The sequence below is a fragment of the Achromobacter sp. CF-sbj1-Ac2-l genome, from assembly GCF_052698165.1.
In genome coordinates this window covers 1530184-1547608 of sequence record NZ_CP199855.1, presented here as the reverse complement: position 1 = coordinate 1547608, position 17425 = coordinate 1530184, and the positions used below count along the sequence as shown (strand labels likewise).

Genomic DNA, 17425 nt, shown 5'->3' with positions numbered 1-17425 from the left:
AGCCTGCCCCGACTATACCGATCCAGCGGGCATGGGGCCAGCGTCGGTGACCCGTCGCGAGGCATCACGCGCCACCGCTTTTATGCAAATCGGCCGTACAGGTCCCGTTACCAGCCCCGCTCAAAAGGGCTCAATAGGTTGCTCAGATGTAACTCCCGCTCTGGTACGCCTGCGCTACCTGCCCGTCATAAGACGCACGGTTTGCCCCGTCCCCGGCCGTTACATTTACCCACAGCGCCCCTTTGACAGCCCTCGTCGCCGCCCTGTACCTTGAATCCAAGCTGATCAGTGCCCAACTCAACCGCGAATACAGAGCTTATCGGCCATAAGCCGCTGCGTTCGCCACTAACGAAGAGAGGTCACCATGAACAACGACATCATCGCTGGCAAGTGGAAGCAACTGACCGGTAAGGCCAAGGCGGCCTGGGGTGAACTCACCGACGACGAGCTGACCCGCACCGAAGGCAACGCCGAACGCCTCGCTGGCCTGATCCAGGAGCGCTACGGCAAGACCAAGGAACAGGCGGAAAAGGAAGTGCGCGATTTCTTTGATCGCAACCCCTGATCCCGCACCTCCAGGAGAAGCCGACATGTTGCACTACGCCGTAGTTTTCTTCGTCATTGCGATCATCGCGGCGGTCCTGGGCTTCGGCGGCATCGCCGCCGGCGCCGCGGGCATCGCCAAGATCCTGTTCTTTGTCTTCCTGGTATTGGCGCTGCTGTCCATTCTGGGCGGCGCATTCCGCAAGAAATAGAAGAACATCGCACCCAAAGAACTTTCGCTTAGCCGTTGCGTCCTGAACGCGCTGAAAACCACATACACAAGGAGCACAACTATGGAATTTCGCAAGCTGATCGCCGCCGCCGCACTGGGTACGGGCGCTGTCTTCACTTCCATGGCCTTTGCCGCCAATGACGGCAAGCCCAAGCAATCCGTGGGCGAATACGCCTCCGACGCGACCGTGACCACCAAGGTCAAGGCCGCCTTTGTGGCCGACAAGCAACTGAGCGCGCTGGACATCGCCGTTGAAACCACCGATGGCGTGGCCAAGCTGACCGGCACCGTCGGCACCGCCGCCGAAGCCGACCACGCCGCCACCGTCGCCCGCGGCGTCGAAGGCGTGAAGCAGGTGATGAACAACATCAAGGTCGACCCGGCCAAGAACAAGAAGTAACCCGCCGGGCCTTGATGGCCATGCAATGAAAAACGGCGCCTGTGCTCACACACAGGCGCCGTTTTTCATTGCGCGCGGGAAGCCGACAGTCCAGAGTCCGCACCGGACCGCTTTGCCGCCAGCAGCACCCCGGCCCGCCTGACAGGCACAGCCCCGTCATGCCGGACCCGCGCGCACACTCAGACGTCCACCGTGCCGCGCCCGATCTCCAGCGCGCGGCCGCCCACCTGGATGCGGCCATCGGCCTGCACATCCAGCAGCAACCGGCAAGGACGGCCCATCTGGTCGCCCTGCTCCACCAGGAAACTGGCGGGCAGCGCATGCTGCCGATGCCGCAGCCAGCCGCCCAGGTTGGCGCAGGCCGATCCGGTCCCGGCATCTTCCTGCACCCCGCCGCCGGGCTTGGCGTAGAAATAACGCGTCACCACGACATCGCGCCCGTCCTGCTGGCGATTCGGGTCGAAGGCGAACAGATAGCAGACCTTGCGCCCCAGGCTGTTGGCCTGCCAGCGATCCAGCCGCGAGGCATCCGGATTCGCGCGCCGCAACGCGTCGACGTTCTTGAGCGGCACCAGTAGCTGGTCCGCGCCCGTATCCACCCAGAGGGGATCATCCGCCAGGTCATCCAGGTCCAGCCCCATCAGTGCGGCAATATCAGCGGCCGGCAGCGTCGGCGCCGCCGTGCGCACGCCATTCGGGCAAGGCGCCGTGAAAGTCCAGGCGTCACCCTGCGCGGTGACCGGCACGACACCGGCCTTGAATTCCAGCGTCAACGCATCGCCGCGCTTGAGCAGGTCGCGCACCACTTGCGACGTGCCGATGGTCGGATGGCCCGCGAAACCCATCTCGAAGCCAGGCGTGAAAATGCGCACCCGCGCATCGGCCACGTCGGACGGCAGGATGAAAGTGGTTTCGGAAAGATTGAACTGCGCCGCCAGCTCGCGCATGGTGGCGTCGTCCATGCCACGCGCGTCTTCGAATACACAGAGGGGATTGCCGGTGAAGGTGCTGGAGGCGAAGACGTTGAGAAGACGGAATGCGTAGGTGGCCATGGGCTGGAGGGAAGGTTGCCGTGAGGAGGAAAATAGACCCTCTACTTTATCGCACCACGCCGGGCCAAGGGACGCTCCCGCAGCCGGGATAATGTCGCGCCGGCCCCCGGCACCGGCCCCCCAACGGCCGCATCGCATCCCTGCCACTGTCACCAGATGGCGAAGAACAGCACCCAGGCCCAGCAGAACGGCGCCAGGCCGGCGGCCAGCACCAGCCACGCCGCGCCCTTGCGCGCCAGGCTTACCGGGCGCTGGTTGAGCAACCGCGCGAACAGGCGCAGGGTCCACAGCACGGCCAGCGTCAGCAGCGTAAAGCGCACCGGCGCCGCCCACGCGGCGCGCACGCCCTCGTGCTTGAGCAGGTTGATGGTGGTGGCCGACAAGCCCAGGAACACGCCGATGCCGGCCGAGGGAATCAGGCCCTGCGCCAACTTGTGCAATCCGGGGCGGAACCAGCCGCCCGCGGGCTGTCCCTCCACTGGCGCCGCTGGCGCCAACCGGTCGGCGATCCACAGCGACAGGAAGCTGGCGCCGCCGATGCAGATCGTCGCGCCCACCACGAACATCATGATGCCGGCGCCGTCGAGCCAGGAGAAGCTGTCGTTCACTTCCGGATAGTGGGTCAGGATGAACCACGGCGCGTTGTCCATCAGAGGCCACATGATGTCATGCTCGACCAGCCAGGTCGCGGCCCACTGCTTGGCGGTCACGTACCACGGACTGGCGCTCCAGAGGAAGGCGCCCATGGCAATGCCCATCAGGCCGAAGCACAGCAGCGCGGTCTGCCACGGTTCGCCATCGGTGACGCTGACGACCTCTTCCTCGGGCGAGCGCGGCGTCAGCGCAATGGCGCCGCGATAGCCGCTGCACCGGCCGCACACGTGGCAATCGCCGGCACCCTTCATGTGACGCAAAGGCACCAGCGGCGCACAGTTGATGGGTTCGATCCGGATGACCGGATGGCGCCACTTTTCCTCGTCGACCTTGAAGTGCCACGGCGCCAGCTTCGCCAGCAGGTTGAAGACGCCGTTGACCGGACAGAGGTACTTGCACCAGACCCGTTTGCTGCGGCCATAGCGCCAACCGACGATCATCGCCGCCACCGTCGAACCGCCCAGCACCGCCAGCACGGCCAGCGGATACTGGTAGACGCTGACCAATTGGCCGTAGATGGTGGTGAGCGCGAAGGCCACGAAGGGCCAGCCGCCCCAGCGCATCCACTTGGGAATGGCATGCCCCTGGCCGCGTTCGCTGGCCCATTCGGTGAGCATGCCCTCCGGACAGAACCAGCCGCACCAGGCGCGTCCCAGGATCGGCATGGAGATCAGCACGAACGGCCACCACACGCCCCAGAAGGCGAACTGGGCCACGATGGTCAGGTTGTTGAAAACCGACGCCGAATTGTCCGGCAGCGGCATGATGGCCGGCACGATCAGCAGGAACGCGTATATCGCAACAATGCCCCACTGCAGCTTGCGCAACAGAGGGGCATGGTCTCGAAGAAAGTCGGCGATACGGGAGGTTGCCCTCCCGAGTGCAGCTGCCATGGTCAAACCTTCATTAATTCAGTCCGATAGACACGTTGGAATCGGCGCTCAAGAGGCGGCGCGGGTGACCGCGACCGGCGCGGACTTGCCGCCCACCCAGCGCAGCAACGTCCACACCACGATCCAGTACGCAACCCACAACAGTACCGAAATCAGGGCGGGCAAGGCGCGATAGCCCGCGAAATCAGCCAGAATCTTGCCAACGCCGGTGCTGTCGCTCAACAGCCACGAGCTGTCCCAGACCGGGTCGACGAGGGTCGGCAGCACGTCCAGCGAAATCAGGTGATCCAGGCCGCCCACCAGCAACGAGCCGGCCAGCAAGAGCAACAGGATTTCGGTCACGCGGAAAAAACGACGCCAGGTGATGAGCTTGCCACCCAGTTGCAGCAGCCAGAAGGTCAGCAGCGCCACCAAGAAACCGGCCACCCCGGCCAGCGCCAGCATCAGCATGTCGCTGCCGCCATCGCCCGCCGCAACGGTGCCGTACAGGAACACCACGGTTTCGCTGCCTTCGCGGGCCACCGCGATGGCCACCAGGACGAACAGGCCCCACCAGTTGTCGTGGGCCACCGAGGAGCGGGCGCCGCTTTCGAGCTCGCTCTTGAGGGTGCGACCGTGCTTCTTCATCCACACGACCATCTGCACCACCAGCACGCAGGCCGCCAGCGACATGATTGCCTGGAACCATTCCTGGCCTTCGTCGCTGAGCCACGACGATACACCCAGCAGCACCAGCGCCAGCGCGATTGCCAGGGCCAGCCCCGCGCCAACGCCACCCCACAGATACTTCAGTCCGCGCTTGCCTTCCGGCGTCGCGCGCAGCCAGGTGTACAGAATGCCCACCACCAGCATGGCTTCGACGCTTTCGCGCCAGACGATGAAAAGAACCTGTTCCATGTGGTGCGGCCGCCTATTCCTTGGGCTTGACGATCAGGGTGCCTTTGACCGCCTGGTGAAAATCATCGAAGAACGGATACTCGCCGGGGCGCGCGATGGTGATGACCACGAACGACTTGACCCCGGGGCCGAGCACCTTCTCCTTGCGCAGCGGAATGCTCTCGAACTCCACCGGCTCGTTGCTTTCGTTGATCAGTTCGATCTTGAAGCGGCCGGCCGGCACTTCCAGCGTGGCCGGCTCAAAGGTGCCATTGGGCTTGAACGTCAACGTGAAGGTAGGCAGTTCGTCCGCCTGCGCGGGCGCCATGCCGGCCATGCCAGCCAGGCCAACCAGCAGCACGCAGATGACGCGAGACAGGCGACGCACGATCAGTAACCGCCCTTCTTGCCGGTGCCGGCGTAGACGAAGTCGTATTCGAGTTCGATCGGCTTGAACCAGTCGCCCACCCCGGTTTCCTTGTCGATGTGACGACCGAAGTGGTTCATCTTGTTGGCCGTCGGCGGCAGGATGGTGTACTTGAGCTTGTACTTGCCCGGGCCTTCGAGCTTGATGTTCTCGCCGTAGTGCGGGCCATCGTTGGCCACCATGGGCATGAGCTCACCCTTTTGCACGTTCTGGCTGCCGACCTTCTGGATCTCGTAGTTCACGACCAGGTAGGGCATCCATTCGCCTTCCGGGAATCCGGTGGGGTTGCCGGCGGTGGCGTGGATATCGGCTTCCAGGTGGACGTCGGAATCCTTGGCGGGACGCATCATGCCCGGCGGGTCCATTTCGATCGGCTGCAGGTAGACCGCGCCGATTTCCATGCCGCCTTTTTCAACGGGCTTGCCGATGGGGTATTCGGCCGCTTGGGCGGCGGACACGCTCAAAGCGACAATGGCCAGCGCCAAGGCTTTCTTCATCATGTGGGTCATCCTCAAAGCTCGATTGAAACGACGGTGTTCAAAACATAAACAAGAACCGTTTGCATTAATGTAACGAAAAAATCTGACATCACCCTGAATCGGAATGGTCCGAAACAAGAGGATGCTTGCGTACCGTCAAGCCAAAAGAAAGCCGGCGGGCAATCGCGCCGCCGGCTGGCTGGTTTTCTCGACCGCGGCCAGGCCGCGAGTCCGGAGATCCGCTACGGCTTGCGGCCGCCGCCTTGCGAACCGCCCGGCGTGAACGGGAAGTTCGAGAACATGGCCCGGGTCTGGTCTTGCATCTGGTCCTGCATCTGGACGAACAGGTTTTTGCTCTGGTCGATGTAGTTGTTCATCATGTTCTGCAGCATCGGCGTCTGCACGTTCATGAACTGGGTCCAGGCCTCGGGGCCGAACTGGCTGCCGTACAGCCCCTTGGACTGCTCGGCCATGCGCTGCTGGATTTCCATGAAGGCCTGGATGTTCTTTTCCAGGTAGGAACCCATGATGCCCTGCATCGCGTGGCCGTAGAAACGGATGATCTGCGACAGCATGTTCGACGAGAACATGGGCATGCCGCCGCTCTCCTCTTCGAGGATGATCTGCAGCAGGATGCTGCGGGTGAGGTCCTCGGCGCTCTTGGCGTCGACAACCTGGAATTCTTCGTTGGCCAGGACCAGTTGCTTGACATCCGCCAAGGTGATGTAGGTGCTGGTCCGGGTGTCGTACAGGCGACGGTTGGGGTACTTTTTAATCAGGCGCAGGCTGGCGCCGGTTTGTGCTTGCGTCATGGTTGTCCCCGGATCGGGCGATCTCTAAGACTTCGAATAGGGTGAAGTGTAATGCCGCGGCGCCTTCTCCCCGAAGCGCCGCGGCCTGGAACGGCCGCCCGAGGGCAGCCCGCGATGCGTCAGCCCATGTGCAGGCCGCCGTTGAGCGAGAAGTCCGCGCCGGTGGAAAAGCCGGATTCATCGGAAGCCAGCCATGCCGTCATCGAGGCGATTTCTTCGGGCGTGCCGAGGCGACGCACCGGGATGGTGGCGACGATCTTCTCGAGCACGTCGGGGCGGATGGCGCGCACCATGTCGGTCCCGATGTAGCCGGGCGAGATGGTGTTGACGGTGACGCCCTTGCTCGCGACTTCCTGGGCCAGCGCCATGGTGAAGCCATGGATGCCGGCCTTGGCCGTGGAGTAGTTGGTCTGGCCGAACTGGCCCTTCTGGCCGTTCACCGAGCTGATGTTGATGATGCGCCCCCACTGCCGCTCGACCATGCCGTCGATGACCTGCTTGGTCACGTTGAAGAGGCTGTTCAGGTTGGTGTCGATGACCGCGCGCCAATCGTCGGCGGTCATTTTCCGGAACAGGCCATCGCGGGTGATGCCCGCGTTGTTGACCAGCACATCGACCTGGCCAAGTTCCGCCGTGACGCGCTCGAAGGCGGCGACGGTGGAATCCCAGTCGGACACATTGCCGACGGAAGCATGGAAGGTATATCCCTGCGCCGCCTGCTCATCCAGCCATTGCTGGTAATTGCGGCTCGGGCCGCAGCCTGCCACGACGCGAAAGCCCTCTTTGGCCAGGCGCTGGCAAATAGAGGTGCCGATCCCGCCCATCCCGCCTGTAACGTAAGCCAGTTTTCCGCTCATTGGACTTCCTCCTGTGTGCGACGGACGCCTCGTTGATTGACTTCTACTTCTTCTACTTCTTATTGGCCCGGGGCCCACCGCAAGCGCGGTTTCAGGTGGCCCTGACCTTCACATACCTGCCAGGCGCCGGCTCGATCGGCCGGTATCTGGCGTTACCTGATTTTGCCCGAGCCTTGACCTGCTTGCCGGAATGCCCGGCCAGCCAGTCCGCCCAGTCGGGCCACCAGCTTCCTGGTTTTTCCTGCGCCTGCGCCAGCCAGGCGTTGGGATCGCCCGGCAGGGGGCGGCCCTCGGCGCCGGCGCCTTCGGCCACCCAATAGCTGCGGCGCTTCTTGGCCGGCGGGTTGACCACCCCGGCGATGTGGCCCGACGCGCCCAGCACGAAACGCTGCGGACCGCGCAGCACCTGGGTCGAGGCATAGGCCGAGACCCACGGCACGATGTGATCTTCGCGCGAACCGAAAATATACGCCGGCATCGACAGTCGCGTGAGGTCCAGTGGCAGCCCCGCCGCCTGGGCGCGGCCCGGCACCTTGAGATTGTTCTCGAGATACGTGTTGCGGAAGTACCAGGAAAAGAACGGCCCCGGCAGGTTGGTGCTGTCGCCGTTCCAGAACAGCAGATCGAAGGCCGGCGGCTTCTGGCCCTTGAGATAGTTGCCGACCACGTAGTTCCAGACCAGCTCATTTGGCCGCAGGAACGAAAAGGTGGTGGCCAGGTCGCGGCCCGGCATCAGTCCGCCGGCGCCCAATTGGTGGTCGCGCAGCAAGGCGTGGGTCTCGTCGACGAACACGCTCAGGATGCCGGTGTCATGGAAATCGAGCAGCGAGGTCAGCAGCGTCAACGCCGCGACGGGATGTTCGCCGCGCGCCTCGGCCAACGCCAGCGCCGAGGCCAGCATGGTGCCGCCGACGCAGAAACCGAGGGCGTTGACCTGCGGCTGGCGCGTGATGTCGCTGGCCACGCGCAGCGCCCGCAGCACCGCGTCGTCGAGATAGTCGGACCAGGTGGCGCGATCGACGCCGTCGGTATCGCTGGCCAGCGGGTTGCGCCAGGAGATCAGGAAAACGGTGAAACCCCGTTCGACCGCATGGCGCACGAACGAGTTATCGGGCTGCAGGTCGAGGATATAGAACTTGTTGATGTTCGGCGGCACGATCACCAGCGGCACCTCGTGCACCGTGGCCGTGGCGGGGGCATACTGGATCAGCTGGAACAGCCGGTTCTCGAACACCACTTCGCCGGGCGTCACCGCCACGTTGCGGCCGATCTCGAACTGCGTCTCGTCGGTCTGGGTGATGCGGCCTTTCTTGACGTCGCCCAGCAGATTGGCCAGGCCCTCGTTCAGGGCGCGGCCGGCGCTTTCGACGATGGACTGCTGGGCGTCGGGGTTCAGGGCCAGGAAGTTCGAGGGCGACAGCGCGTCTACCCACTGCATGATCGAAAAACGCAGCCGGTCGCGCATCGGCTCGCTGACCTGCGCGGCATCGACCATGCGCGACATGGCGCGGGCCGACAGCAGATAGGTATGGGCCATCAGCAGGTGCTGGCCATTGGCGGCCCAGGCCTGGCCAGCGAAACGCCGGTCGGCCGGCGGAGCCAGCGCGCCGCGACGGGCGTCGTCGCACAGGCGCTGCCATTCGCGCGAGAATTCAGCCTGGATATCGGCCAGGACGTCCGGAGCCACGCTCACCGGAAGGGGCCCTGAGGCGGAGAGATTGGCATTCACTTCGACACCTTGTTATCGAGACTTCCCGATTGATGTTGCATGTCGGGTTCAGCACTGTCAATGCGGGTATTCAATGAGGCCAGCAAGCCTAGCCGCCCGCGGGCGCGGCCGCTTTGCGCTGGATCAGACCGGGTCGAGCCAGGCCAGCAAAGCCATCCTGCCGGTCTCGCTGTCGCGACGGTAGGAAAAGAAGCGTCCGGCGTCCGCCACGGTGCACAGGCCGCTCAGCGTGACATCCTGCACGCCGGCCCGACGCAGGCGGAATTCGGCCAGGCCGGCCAGGTCGGCCAGCCATTTGCCCGAAACGCCCGGACGCGGCCGGAAGTAGGTTTCCGTGGCGGGATCGTCCGCCAGGAAGGCGTCCAGCACGTCGCGACCGACCTCGAAGGCTTCCGGCCCGATGCCCGGGCCGACCCAGGCGCGCCAGGCGGTAGCGGCCGGGGCCTTGGCGCGCATGGCGGCCAGGGTGTTTTCCAATACGCCGCCGGACAGGCCGCGCCAGCCAGCGTGGGCCGCGCCCAGGACGCTGCCGTCGGCGTCGGCGATGACCACCGGCAGACAGTCCGCCACCATTACGGCCAGCACGCGGCCCGGGCGCGCGGTGACGCTGGCGTCCAGCGCCGGCTCGTCGGGCAGGTCGGCGGCGTCGGCGTCGACCACGTCGCTGCCATGCACCTGCCGCAGCCACAGCGGCTCGGCCGGAAGCGCCGCGCGCAAGCGGCGGCGGTTCTCGGCCACGGTATCGGGATCGTCTCCGGCGCGGCGGCCCAGGTTGAAGGTGTCGTGCGGCGCCACGCCCACGCCGCCGGCGCGGGTGGTGCAGAAATAGTTGACGCCGGCCCACGCCGGGCCGGTCACCACGGGCAAGCCTTCAATCACGCGTTCCATGCGATCGCTTCCTGGACCAGGGTCATGTCCGCCGGCACGGGGGCGGCGAACTGAACCTCGCCGCGACCGCCCGGATCATCGAAATGCAGGGCGCGGGCGTGCAGCATCTGCCGCTGCGCGCCCGCGATGTTCTTGCCGCCGTAGATCGCATCCGCCAGCAGCGGATGCCCGAGGCTGGCAAGGTGCACCCGGATCTGGTGGGTGCGGCCGGTTTCCAGGCGGCACACCACCTCGGTGACGCGGCCGCCGGGATCGACCTGGCCGCACCGCGCGGGGGCATAGTGGGTGATGGCGGGTTTCGGCGCAACGGGCCGCTCGACGCTCATGCGCACCGGCACGCGCGGGTCGCGGCCGATCGGGCGGTCCACTTTGCCGGCGCGGACCAGCCAGCCGTGCGCCAGGGCGACGTATTCACGCCCCATGCTGCGCGCCTGCAACTGGCGCACCAGATGGGTCTGCGCGATTTCATTGCGCGCCACCACCATCAGCCCCGAAGTGTCCTTGTCCAGCCGGTGAACGATACCGGCGCGGGCCACCTGCGCCAGTTCGGGATAGCGATGCAGCAGGCCGTTGAGCAGCGTGCCGCTCCAGTTGCCGGCGCCGGGGTGCACCACTAGGCCGGCGGGTTTGTTCACCACGATCCAGTCGGCGCTTTCATCGACCACGGGGAAATCGATGGGTTCGGGGGCGAAAGCCAGCGTCTCGGGAGCCGGCTGGGCCCAGACCGTGATTTCGTCGCCCGGCCCCACCGTCTGGCGGACCTTGCCGGGCGCGCCGTTGACGTGGACGTTGCCGGCCTCGATCCAGCCCTGCAGCCGGCTGCGGGAATGGTCCGTCAACAGTCCGGCCAGCACCTTGTCCAGCCGGTCGGCGCGGGTGCCCGCGGGCACCGTTACAAATTGCGGTTCGCCGCGCGGGTTTTCGCCGGAAAGGCTCAGGAGCTCATCGTCGGAAACGAGATCTGCGCTGATGGCTGTATCGGACATGGAGACAAATCATATAATCAGCCTGCCATGCTAACACCAAGGATACGATTCTCGTGATTCACCACTCCGCAGCTCCCTTGAACCCCGCCTCCCGAAGCGGGTCGGTTTTGCGCGTGGTTATCGCGCTATTTGCCGTCATCGCGATCGCCGGTTGCGGTTCGACCAACAGCAAGTACGACAAGACCACTAACTGGAGCGCCGAGCAGCTCTACGCCGACGCCAAGGCCGAAATCTCCTCGGGCGGCTGGAAAGAAGCGCGCGAGCGCCTGACCGCCATCGAGAGCCGCTATCCCTTCGGCGTCTACGCCCAGCAGGCCCTGCTCGAGCTGGCCTACGTCAACTGGAAGGATGGCGAAAACGAACAGGCGCTGGCCGCGATCGACCGCTTCCAGCAGCTCTACCCCAACCATCCCGGCACCGACTACGCGCTGTACCTGAAGGGCCTGATCAACTTCACGCCGGCCAGCGCCTTCATGAGCAACATCACCGGCCAGGATCCGGCCGAACGCGACCCCAAGGGCCTGCGCGCCTCGTATGACGCGTTCAATGACCTGATCAAGCGCTACCCGGACAGCAAGTACACCCCGGATGCCATCAAGCGGGTGGCCTGGCTGGTCAACACCATCGCCATGAACGAAGTACACGTGGCCCGCTACTACTACGAGCGCGGCGCCTACATCGCCGCCGCCAACCGCGCGCAGACCGTCATCACCGACTTCGAGGGCGCCCCCGCCACCGAGGAAGCGCTCTACCTGATGGTGCAGTCCTACGACAAGCTCGGCATGACCGAACTGAAAAACGACGCGCAGCGCGTGCTCGACAAGAACTTTCCCAACAGCTCGTTCAAGGACAAGGGCCTGAAGGCCGACAAGAGCTGGTGGAATCCGTTCAACTGAACACCGACAGTATGGGAAGCCCCTCGATCTCTCGAGGGGCTTTTTTTTGTCCGGCGACGTCCTTGGGTCCTATTCGTGCGGTGCGAGTCAGGACGGTCCGCTTCTGCCTGGCCAGCCCGCCCTATTCCTGCTTGCGGCGGTAGAAAGCCAGCACCTCTTCCAGTTCGCGCGTCCGCGCGAATGGAGGCAAGCCGCGCCACAGGCGCTTGCCATAGGGCTTCTCGACCAGGCGGGCATCGCCCACCATCAGTACGCCCCAGTCCGATTCCGTGCGGATCAGGCGGCCAGCGCCCTGCTTGAGCGAGATCGCGGCCTCGGGCAACTGGTATTCCGAGAACGGATTGCCGCCGTGGGCGCGACAGGCCCGCAGCCGCGCCTCGATCACCGGATCGTCCGGTGGCGCGAACGGCAGCTTGTCGATCGCCACCAGCGTCAGCACGTCGCCCGGCAGGTCGATGCCCTCCCAGAAGCTGGCGCTGCCCACCAGCACCGGGTGCGTCAGCTTGCAGAAACGGTCCAGCAGGTCGCGGCGCGTGCCCTCGCCCTGCTTGAGCAGCGGCCAGTCGTGGCCGGCGTCGTCGAAGGCGTCGGCCAGCAGGTTGGCGACCTTGTCCACGGCGCGCAGCGTGGTGCACAACACCAGCGTGCCGCCCGGGCTGGCTTCCAGCAGCGGCAGCAGCGTCTGCACGAAGCGGTCCAGGAACTGCGGCGATTGCGGCTCGGGCATGCCGCGCGGCACGAACAGCAGCGCCTGCTCGGGATAATCGAAGGGCGACTCCCACTTGCCGGTGCGGGCGCGATCCAGGCCCAGTTGGCCGGTGAAGTGCGTGAACTCGCCATTCACCGACAATGTGGCCGAAGTCATGATCCAGGCCTGGCCCGGCTTGCGGTATTTGGAGAATGCCTGCGCCACCGACAGCGGCGCCGAATGCAGCCGCACATGGTGTTGGCCATGCTCGACCCAGCGCACCGCCGGGCCGGTCCATTCCACCGCCGCGGCCGCGCCTTCGAGGATCGCGGCAGGCGTGGACAGGCCATCGCCCAGCGCCGGTTGCGGGGCCGATGCCGGCGCCTGGTCGTCGCGGCCCCAGCCCTCGTCGTCGAAGCCGGCGCCGTCGCGGCCCGGCGTGGCCCAGCGCTTGAGGCGCACGGCGATTTCAGCGCCGCTGCGGGCGGCGGCCACCAGGTCGGGATGGCGCTCGGCGACCGAACCCAGCGCGTTGGTGGCGATGTCCACCGCCTCGCGCAACACCGCGAACGCGGCATCGAACTCATCGGCGTTGGGAATGGCCTCGAACGTGGCCTTGCGGCCCGGCAGACGCTCGAGCGGCGCACAGACCAGGCGCAATTCGCGCGTGGCGGTTTCCAGGTGCCGCGCGACGTCGCTCCATTTGGTGGCTTCGCGCGCATAGGCCAGGCCGGCGGCTTCGAGCGCGCGGCCGAAATCCAGCAACTGGTGCGTCGACACGCTGCTGCCAAGGAAGCGGGTGGCCGTGTCGGGCAACTGGTGCGCTTCGTCGAAGATGACGGTGTCGGCCTCGGGCAGCAGGTCGGTGACGCCCTCTTCGCGCAGCACCAGGTCGGCCATGAACAGGGCGTGGTTGACCACCACCACGTCGGCTTCCTGCGCCTGACGGCGAGCCTTGACCACGAAACAGTCGCGGATGCGCGGGCATTCCTGGCCCAGGCAGTTCTCGCGGGTCGAGGTGACACGCTGCCAGATGTCGGCGTCTTCGGGCACCTGGGCCAGGTCGCCGCGGTCGCCGGTCTTGGAAATGCCGGCGAACACCTGGATCTGGCGCAGTTGCTGGATTTCGGTGCGCGACTTCAAGGCGCGTTCGTCGCCCTGCAGGCGATCAAGATGGTAGTGACAGACGTAGTTGCCGCGCCCCTTGAGCAGCGCGGCCGTCACCGGGGCCGCCAGCGCCGCCCGTACCCGCGGCAGGTCGCGCGTGAACAGTTGGTCCTGCAGCGTGCGGGTACCGGTGGAAATCAGCACCTTGCCGCCCTGGATGAAGGCGGGTACAAGATACGCCCAGGTCTTGCCGATGCCGGTGCCGGCCTCGGCCACCAGCGTGGCGCGGTCCTGAATGGCCTGGCCGATGGCCTGGGCCAGTTCCACTTGGGAAGGGCGCGGCTTGTAGCCGGGCAAGGCCGACGCGAGCGGGCCGTCCTCGGCGAAGAATTCGGAGATGTCCAGGTCCAGCATGGATACAGCCTGGCGTCGAAGGCGACCGTGCCGGTGGACGGTCGGGGCGCCAGACCCAGAATGGGTGGGAAAGGACCAAATGATACCCGCTGGCGCTGCGCTTTTCCGCCCAACGCGTCGCAAACGTCCCGTCCCATGGGGACGGATGTGTCCACCCTGGCACGTTCTGTAACAACGGCTTATGGCACAATCCGCCCCTTGTTTTTCCTTTTTTGCCGTCGTATCGAGATGTCTGAAACTTCCGTTATCACGAACGTCGCCGCCGGCGTCGACAATGCCCGCATCGTTGCCCAGCTCGCCACCGAGCTCGGCGCACGCGCCTCCCAGATCGCCGCGGCGGTGGAACTGCTTGACGACGGCGCCACCGTGCCGTTCATCGCGCGCTACCGCAAGGAAGCCACCGGCGGCCTGGATGACACCGTCCTGCGCAACCTGGAAGTGCGCCTGGGCTACCTGCGCGAACTCGAAGAACGCCGCGGCGCGATCCTCGAATCGATCTCGCAGCAAGGCAAGCTGACGCCCGAACTGCAGCAGGAAATCGCCAGCGCCGACACCAAGCAGCGCCTGGAAGACTTGTACGCGCCGTACAAGCCCAAGCGCCGCACGCGCGCCCAGATCGCCCGCGAGGCCGGCCTGGAGCCGCTGGCCGACGCCATCCTGGCCGACCCGGCCTGCGACCCGGCCGCGCTGGCCGCGCAGTACCTGAATCCCGAAGCCTCGATCAACGACGCCAAGGCGGCGCTGGACGGCGCCCGCGACATCCTGGCCGAGCGCTACGCCGAGAACGCCGACCTGCTGGCCGACATGCGCGAGCACCTCTGGTCCACCGGCTATCTCTATTCCAAGATGGTCGACGGCAAGGAAACCGAAGGCGCCAACTTCCGCGACTGGTTCGACTTCAACGAGCCGCTGCGCACGCTGCCGTCCCATCGCATCCTGGCGCTGTTGCGCGGCCGCCAGCAAGGCGTGCTGGAAATCCGCCTGGGACTGGAAGCAGAACTCGAAGCGCAAACCCCGCATCCCTGCGTGGCGCGCATCGCCAGCTTCCTGAAGCTGGGCAATGGGCTGTTCGCCCTCGACGCCTCGCCGCGCGCGCGCTGGCTGGGCGAAGTCTGCCGCTGGACCTGGCGCGTCAAGCTGGTGACGGCTTTCGAAAGCGAACTGATCGGCCGCCTGCGCGAGACCGCCGAGGCCGAGGCCATCCGCGTATTCGCCGCCAACCTGAAAGACCTGCTGCTGGCCGCGCCGGCCGGCCCCAAGGCCGTGCTGGGCCTGGACCCTGGCATCCGCACCGGTTGCAAGGTGGCCGTGATCGACCGTACCGGCAAGGTGGTCGACACCACCACTGTCTACCCGTTCGAGCCGCGCCGCGACCGTGAGGGCACCATCAACACCCTGGCCGCGCTGGTCGCGCGCCACAAGGTCGACCTGATCGCGATCGGCAACGGCACGGCATCGCGCGAAAGCGAGAAGCTGGTGGGCGACATGCAGGAACGCTTCCCCGACCTGAAGGTCACGCGTGTGGTGGTATCCGAGGCCGGCGCCTCGGTGTACTCGGCATCGGAAACCGCCGCGCAGGAATTCCCTGATCTCGACGTGACGCTGCGCGGTGCCGTGTCGATCGCGCGCCGCCTGCAGGATCCGCTGGCCGAGCTGGTCAAGATCGATCCCAAGGCCATCGGCGTGGGCCAATACCAGCACGACGTCAACCAGCGCGAACTGGCGCGTTCGCTGGACGCGGTGGTCGAGGACTGCGTGAACGCGGTCGGCGTGGACGTCAACACGGCCTCCGCCGCGCTGCTGGCGCGCGTGTCGGGCCTGAACTCGCTGCTGGCCAAGAACATCGTGGCCTGGCGCGACGAGAACGGCGCCTTCCCCACCCGCGAACAACTGCGCAAGGTGCCGCGCTTCGGCGACAAGGCTTTCGAGCAGGCCGCGGGCTTCCTGCGCATTCCCAACGGCGACAATCCGCTGGATGCCTCGTCGGTGCACCCGGAGGCGTATCCGGTGGTCGAGCGCATCGTGGCCAAGATCAAGGCCGAGGTGAAGCAGATCATCGGCCAGCGCGACGCGCTCAAGGGCGTGTCGCCCTCTGATTTCACGGACGAGCGCTTCGGGCTGCCGACGGTGCGCGACATCTTCGCCGAACTGGAAAAGCCCGGCCGCGATCCGCGTCCCGAGTTCAAGACCGCCCAGTTCAAGGAAGGCGTCGAGACGCTCAACGACCTGTACCCCGGCATGGTGCTCGAAGGCGTGGTGACCAACGTCGCCAACTTCGGCGCGTTCGTCGACATCGGCGTGCACCAGGACGGGCTGGTCCACATCTCGGCGCTGGCCGAGAAGTTCGTGAAGGATCCGCGCGACGTGGTGCGCGTGGGCCAGACCGTCAGCGTGAAGGTGCTGGAAGTGGACGTGGCGCGCAAGCGCGTGGCCCTGACCATGCGCATGAACGACGCCGCCGTGCCCGCCCGGCGCGGCGCTGACGCCCCCAAGGGCGGCGATCGTGGCGGCCGCCGCCCGCAGGGCGACGGCGGCCGCGGCAACGCCGGCGGGAGCGGCGCAATGAACAGCGCCATGGCCGACGCATTCGCCAAGCTCAAGCGTTGAGCCCCTCCCCTGGCCGCTCCCCGCAGGAGCCGGCCAGGCGGCCTGCCCAAGTCTCACCAACCGGCGCACATGCGCCGGTTGTCATTCACGGTTGTCATTCAACTAAGGACTTTCCCTCAAAGTCCGCCCCTCCTTGCGTTGTCTCAAGCCGGATGCAACAAAAATAAGAGAAAATATCGAATTGTGTCTAAATAATAAGCCGGCGGATCGGGCACGCACGGCGGAAGCAAACCCATGAGCAGGCGAGCTGCGGCGCAAACGTCTATCAGGTCGAAGCACAAGAAAAACAGCGCCATACCAGAGACACCGGAGATCCGTCCCGCCATGCGCAACACAATTACGCTTGCCGCCAACGAAACGGCAATCATCACCAAGAAGGAAGCCAGCCCGAGCGGCGCCTACAACGAGGTCACTCTCGGCCAATATGCCCACCTGACCGTGGATGGCGCCGAAGTCACCTTCAAACACATCACGCTGGAACGCCTGGGCAACCGGGTCATCGAGCTGGCCAACGGCGCGCAACTGCACGTGGGCGCGCTGGGATTCGCCAGCATGGGCGCCAGCATCACCTACCGCATCGGCGCCGGCTGTGCGCTGACCTTCGATGCCAGCCAATGGGATCCGGAAGTCGTGGCCAACACCACGTTCGATTTCGTCAGCCAGGGCAGCGGCACGCTCAAGTATTTTCCGTTCATCAACCCCGAGTGGCTCGACTGCCCCAACGTGACAGGCTATTCCGAAGGCGACATGCTGGAAATCGCGGGCCAGGGCAGCGCGCAACGATTCCAGGTGCGCGACGGCCGCATCGTTTCCGCCAACGCACGCTAACGGCGACGACGCGCGGCAAGCCTTTCCTGGAGAACAAAAACGACAAGGGCGGCGCAA

Annotated in this window: 17 protein-coding genes; 6 read left to right on the top strand and 11 right to left on the bottom strand. The window is 65.7% G+C overall.

From position 1 onward, the window contains the following. Positions 1-364 precede the first annotated feature (364 nt). The 3 genes from ACUDCK_RS07050 to ACUDCK_RS07040 all read left to right on the top strand — a co-directional run bounded on the left by ACUDCK_RS07050 (position 365) and on the right by ACUDCK_RS07040 (position 1175). A complete protein-coding gene (locus ACUDCK_RS07050) occupies positions 365-565 on the top strand; it encodes a CsbD family protein (protein WP_006389412.1) in 201 nt (66 codons plus the stop codon). Positions 566-590: 25 nt separating this feature from the next. Further along, complete coding sequence (locus tag ACUDCK_RS07045) at positions 591-755, top strand: DUF1328 domain-containing protein (protein WP_006389411.1); 165 nt, start codon at positions 591-593, stop codon at positions 753-755. An 81-nt stretch (positions 756-836) separates the two neighbouring features. Then, the gene (locus ACUDCK_RS07040; RefSeq protein WP_024068163.1) at positions 837-1175 is read left to right on the top strand and encodes a BON domain-containing protein; all 339 of its coding nucleotides are present in this window, start codon (positions 837-839) and stop codon (positions 1173-1175) included. Between the two features lie 179 nt (positions 1176-1354). On the opposite strand, the gene ACUDCK_RS07035 is transcribed toward ACUDCK_RS07040, so the two are convergent. From ACUDCK_RS07035 to ACUDCK_RS06990, 10 genes are all read right to left on the bottom strand, one after another. Then, entirely contained in the window at positions 1355-2227 is an 873-nt protein-coding gene (locus ACUDCK_RS07035; protein ID WP_054501473.1) for a PhzF family phenazine biosynthesis protein, read from the bottom strand. Between the two features lie 149 nt (positions 2228-2376). After that, positions 2377-3774, bottom strand: coding sequence for a 4Fe-4S binding protein (locus ACUDCK_RS07030; RefSeq protein ID WP_175167611.1), 1398 nt, complete (start codon positions 3772-3774; stop codon positions 2377-2379). A gap of 48 nt (positions 3775-3822) precedes the next feature. Next, complete coding sequence (locus ACUDCK_RS07025; protein ID WP_054501475.1) at positions 3823-4671, bottom strand: FTR1 family iron permease; 849 nt, start codon at positions 4669-4671, stop codon at positions 3823-3825. 13 nt (positions 4672-4684) lie between these two features. Beyond that, positions 4685-4987 carry a cupredoxin domain-containing protein gene (locus ACUDCK_RS07020; protein WP_175167633.1) on the bottom strand — a complete coding sequence of 101 codons (303 nt, stop codon included), beginning with the start codon at positions 4985-4987 and terminating at the stop codon, positions 4685-4687. 53 nt (positions 4988-5040) lie between these two features. Next, positions 5041-5577: an iron transporter gene (locus tag ACUDCK_RS07015; RefSeq protein WP_006393588.1), complete on the bottom strand. Its 537-nt coding sequence runs from the start codon at positions 5575-5577 to the stop codon at positions 5041-5043. 221 nt (positions 5578-5798) lie between these two features. Further along, positions 5799-6368, bottom strand: a complete 570-nt coding sequence (phaR, locus tag ACUDCK_RS07010) for a polyhydroxyalkanoate synthesis repressor PhaR (protein ID WP_006393587.1) — start codon at positions 6366-6368, stop codon at positions 5799-5801. Between the two features lie 119 nt (positions 6369-6487). Next, positions 6488-7225 (bottom strand): 3-ketoacyl-ACP reductase, encoded by a 738-nt coding sequence (locus ACUDCK_RS07005; RefSeq protein ID WP_054501476.1) that lies wholly within the window; start codon positions 7223-7225, stop codon positions 6488-6490. 91 nt (positions 7226-7316) lie between these two features. After that, a complete protein-coding gene (phaC, locus tag ACUDCK_RS07000) occupies positions 7317-8954 on the bottom strand; it encodes a class I poly(R)-hydroxyalkanoic acid synthase (RefSeq protein WP_175167610.1) in 1638 nt (545 codons plus the stop codon). A gap of 123 nt (positions 8955-9077) precedes the next feature. Next, positions 9078-9842 (bottom strand): peptidoglycan editing factor PgeF, encoded by a 765-nt coding sequence (gene pgeF / locus ACUDCK_RS06995; protein ID WP_054501478.1) that lies wholly within the window; start codon positions 9840-9842, stop codon positions 9078-9080. After that, positions 9830-10828 (bottom strand): RluA family pseudouridine synthase, encoded by a 999-nt coding sequence (locus tag ACUDCK_RS06990; protein WP_054501479.1) that lies wholly within the window; start codon positions 10826-10828, stop codon positions 9830-9832. Before ACUDCK_RS06990 ends, pgeF begins: the two co-directional genes overlap by 13 nt. 107 nt (positions 10829-10935) lie before the next feature. On the opposite strand from ACUDCK_RS06990, the gene ACUDCK_RS06985 reads away from it, so the two are divergent. Continuing rightward, a complete protein-coding gene (locus ACUDCK_RS06985; protein ID WP_054501480.1) occupies positions 10936-11724 on the top strand; it encodes an outer membrane protein assembly factor BamD in 789 nt (262 codons plus the stop codon). Between the two features lie 121 nt (positions 11725-11845). Here ACUDCK_RS06985 and ACUDCK_RS06980 read toward each other — a convergent pair whose 3' ends face one another. Beyond that, complete coding sequence (locus ACUDCK_RS06980; RefSeq protein ID WP_054501481.1) at positions 11846-13933, bottom strand: ATP-dependent DNA helicase; 2088 nt, start codon at positions 13931-13933, stop codon at positions 11846-11848. A gap of 228 nt (positions 13934-14161) precedes the next feature. On the opposite strand from ACUDCK_RS06980, the gene tex reads away from it, so the two are divergent. Further along, positions 14162-16540 (top strand): RNA-binding transcriptional accessory protein Tex, encoded by a 2379-nt coding sequence (tex, locus tag ACUDCK_RS06975; RefSeq protein WP_144654992.1) that lies wholly within the window; start codon positions 14162-14164, stop codon positions 16538-16540. Between the two features lie 324 nt (positions 16541-16864). Then, positions 16865-17368 (top strand): hypothetical protein, encoded by a 504-nt coding sequence (locus ACUDCK_RS06970; RefSeq protein ID WP_054501483.1) that lies wholly within the window; start codon positions 16865-16867, stop codon positions 17366-17368. The last annotated feature ends 57 nt before the right edge of the window (positions 17369-17425 follow it).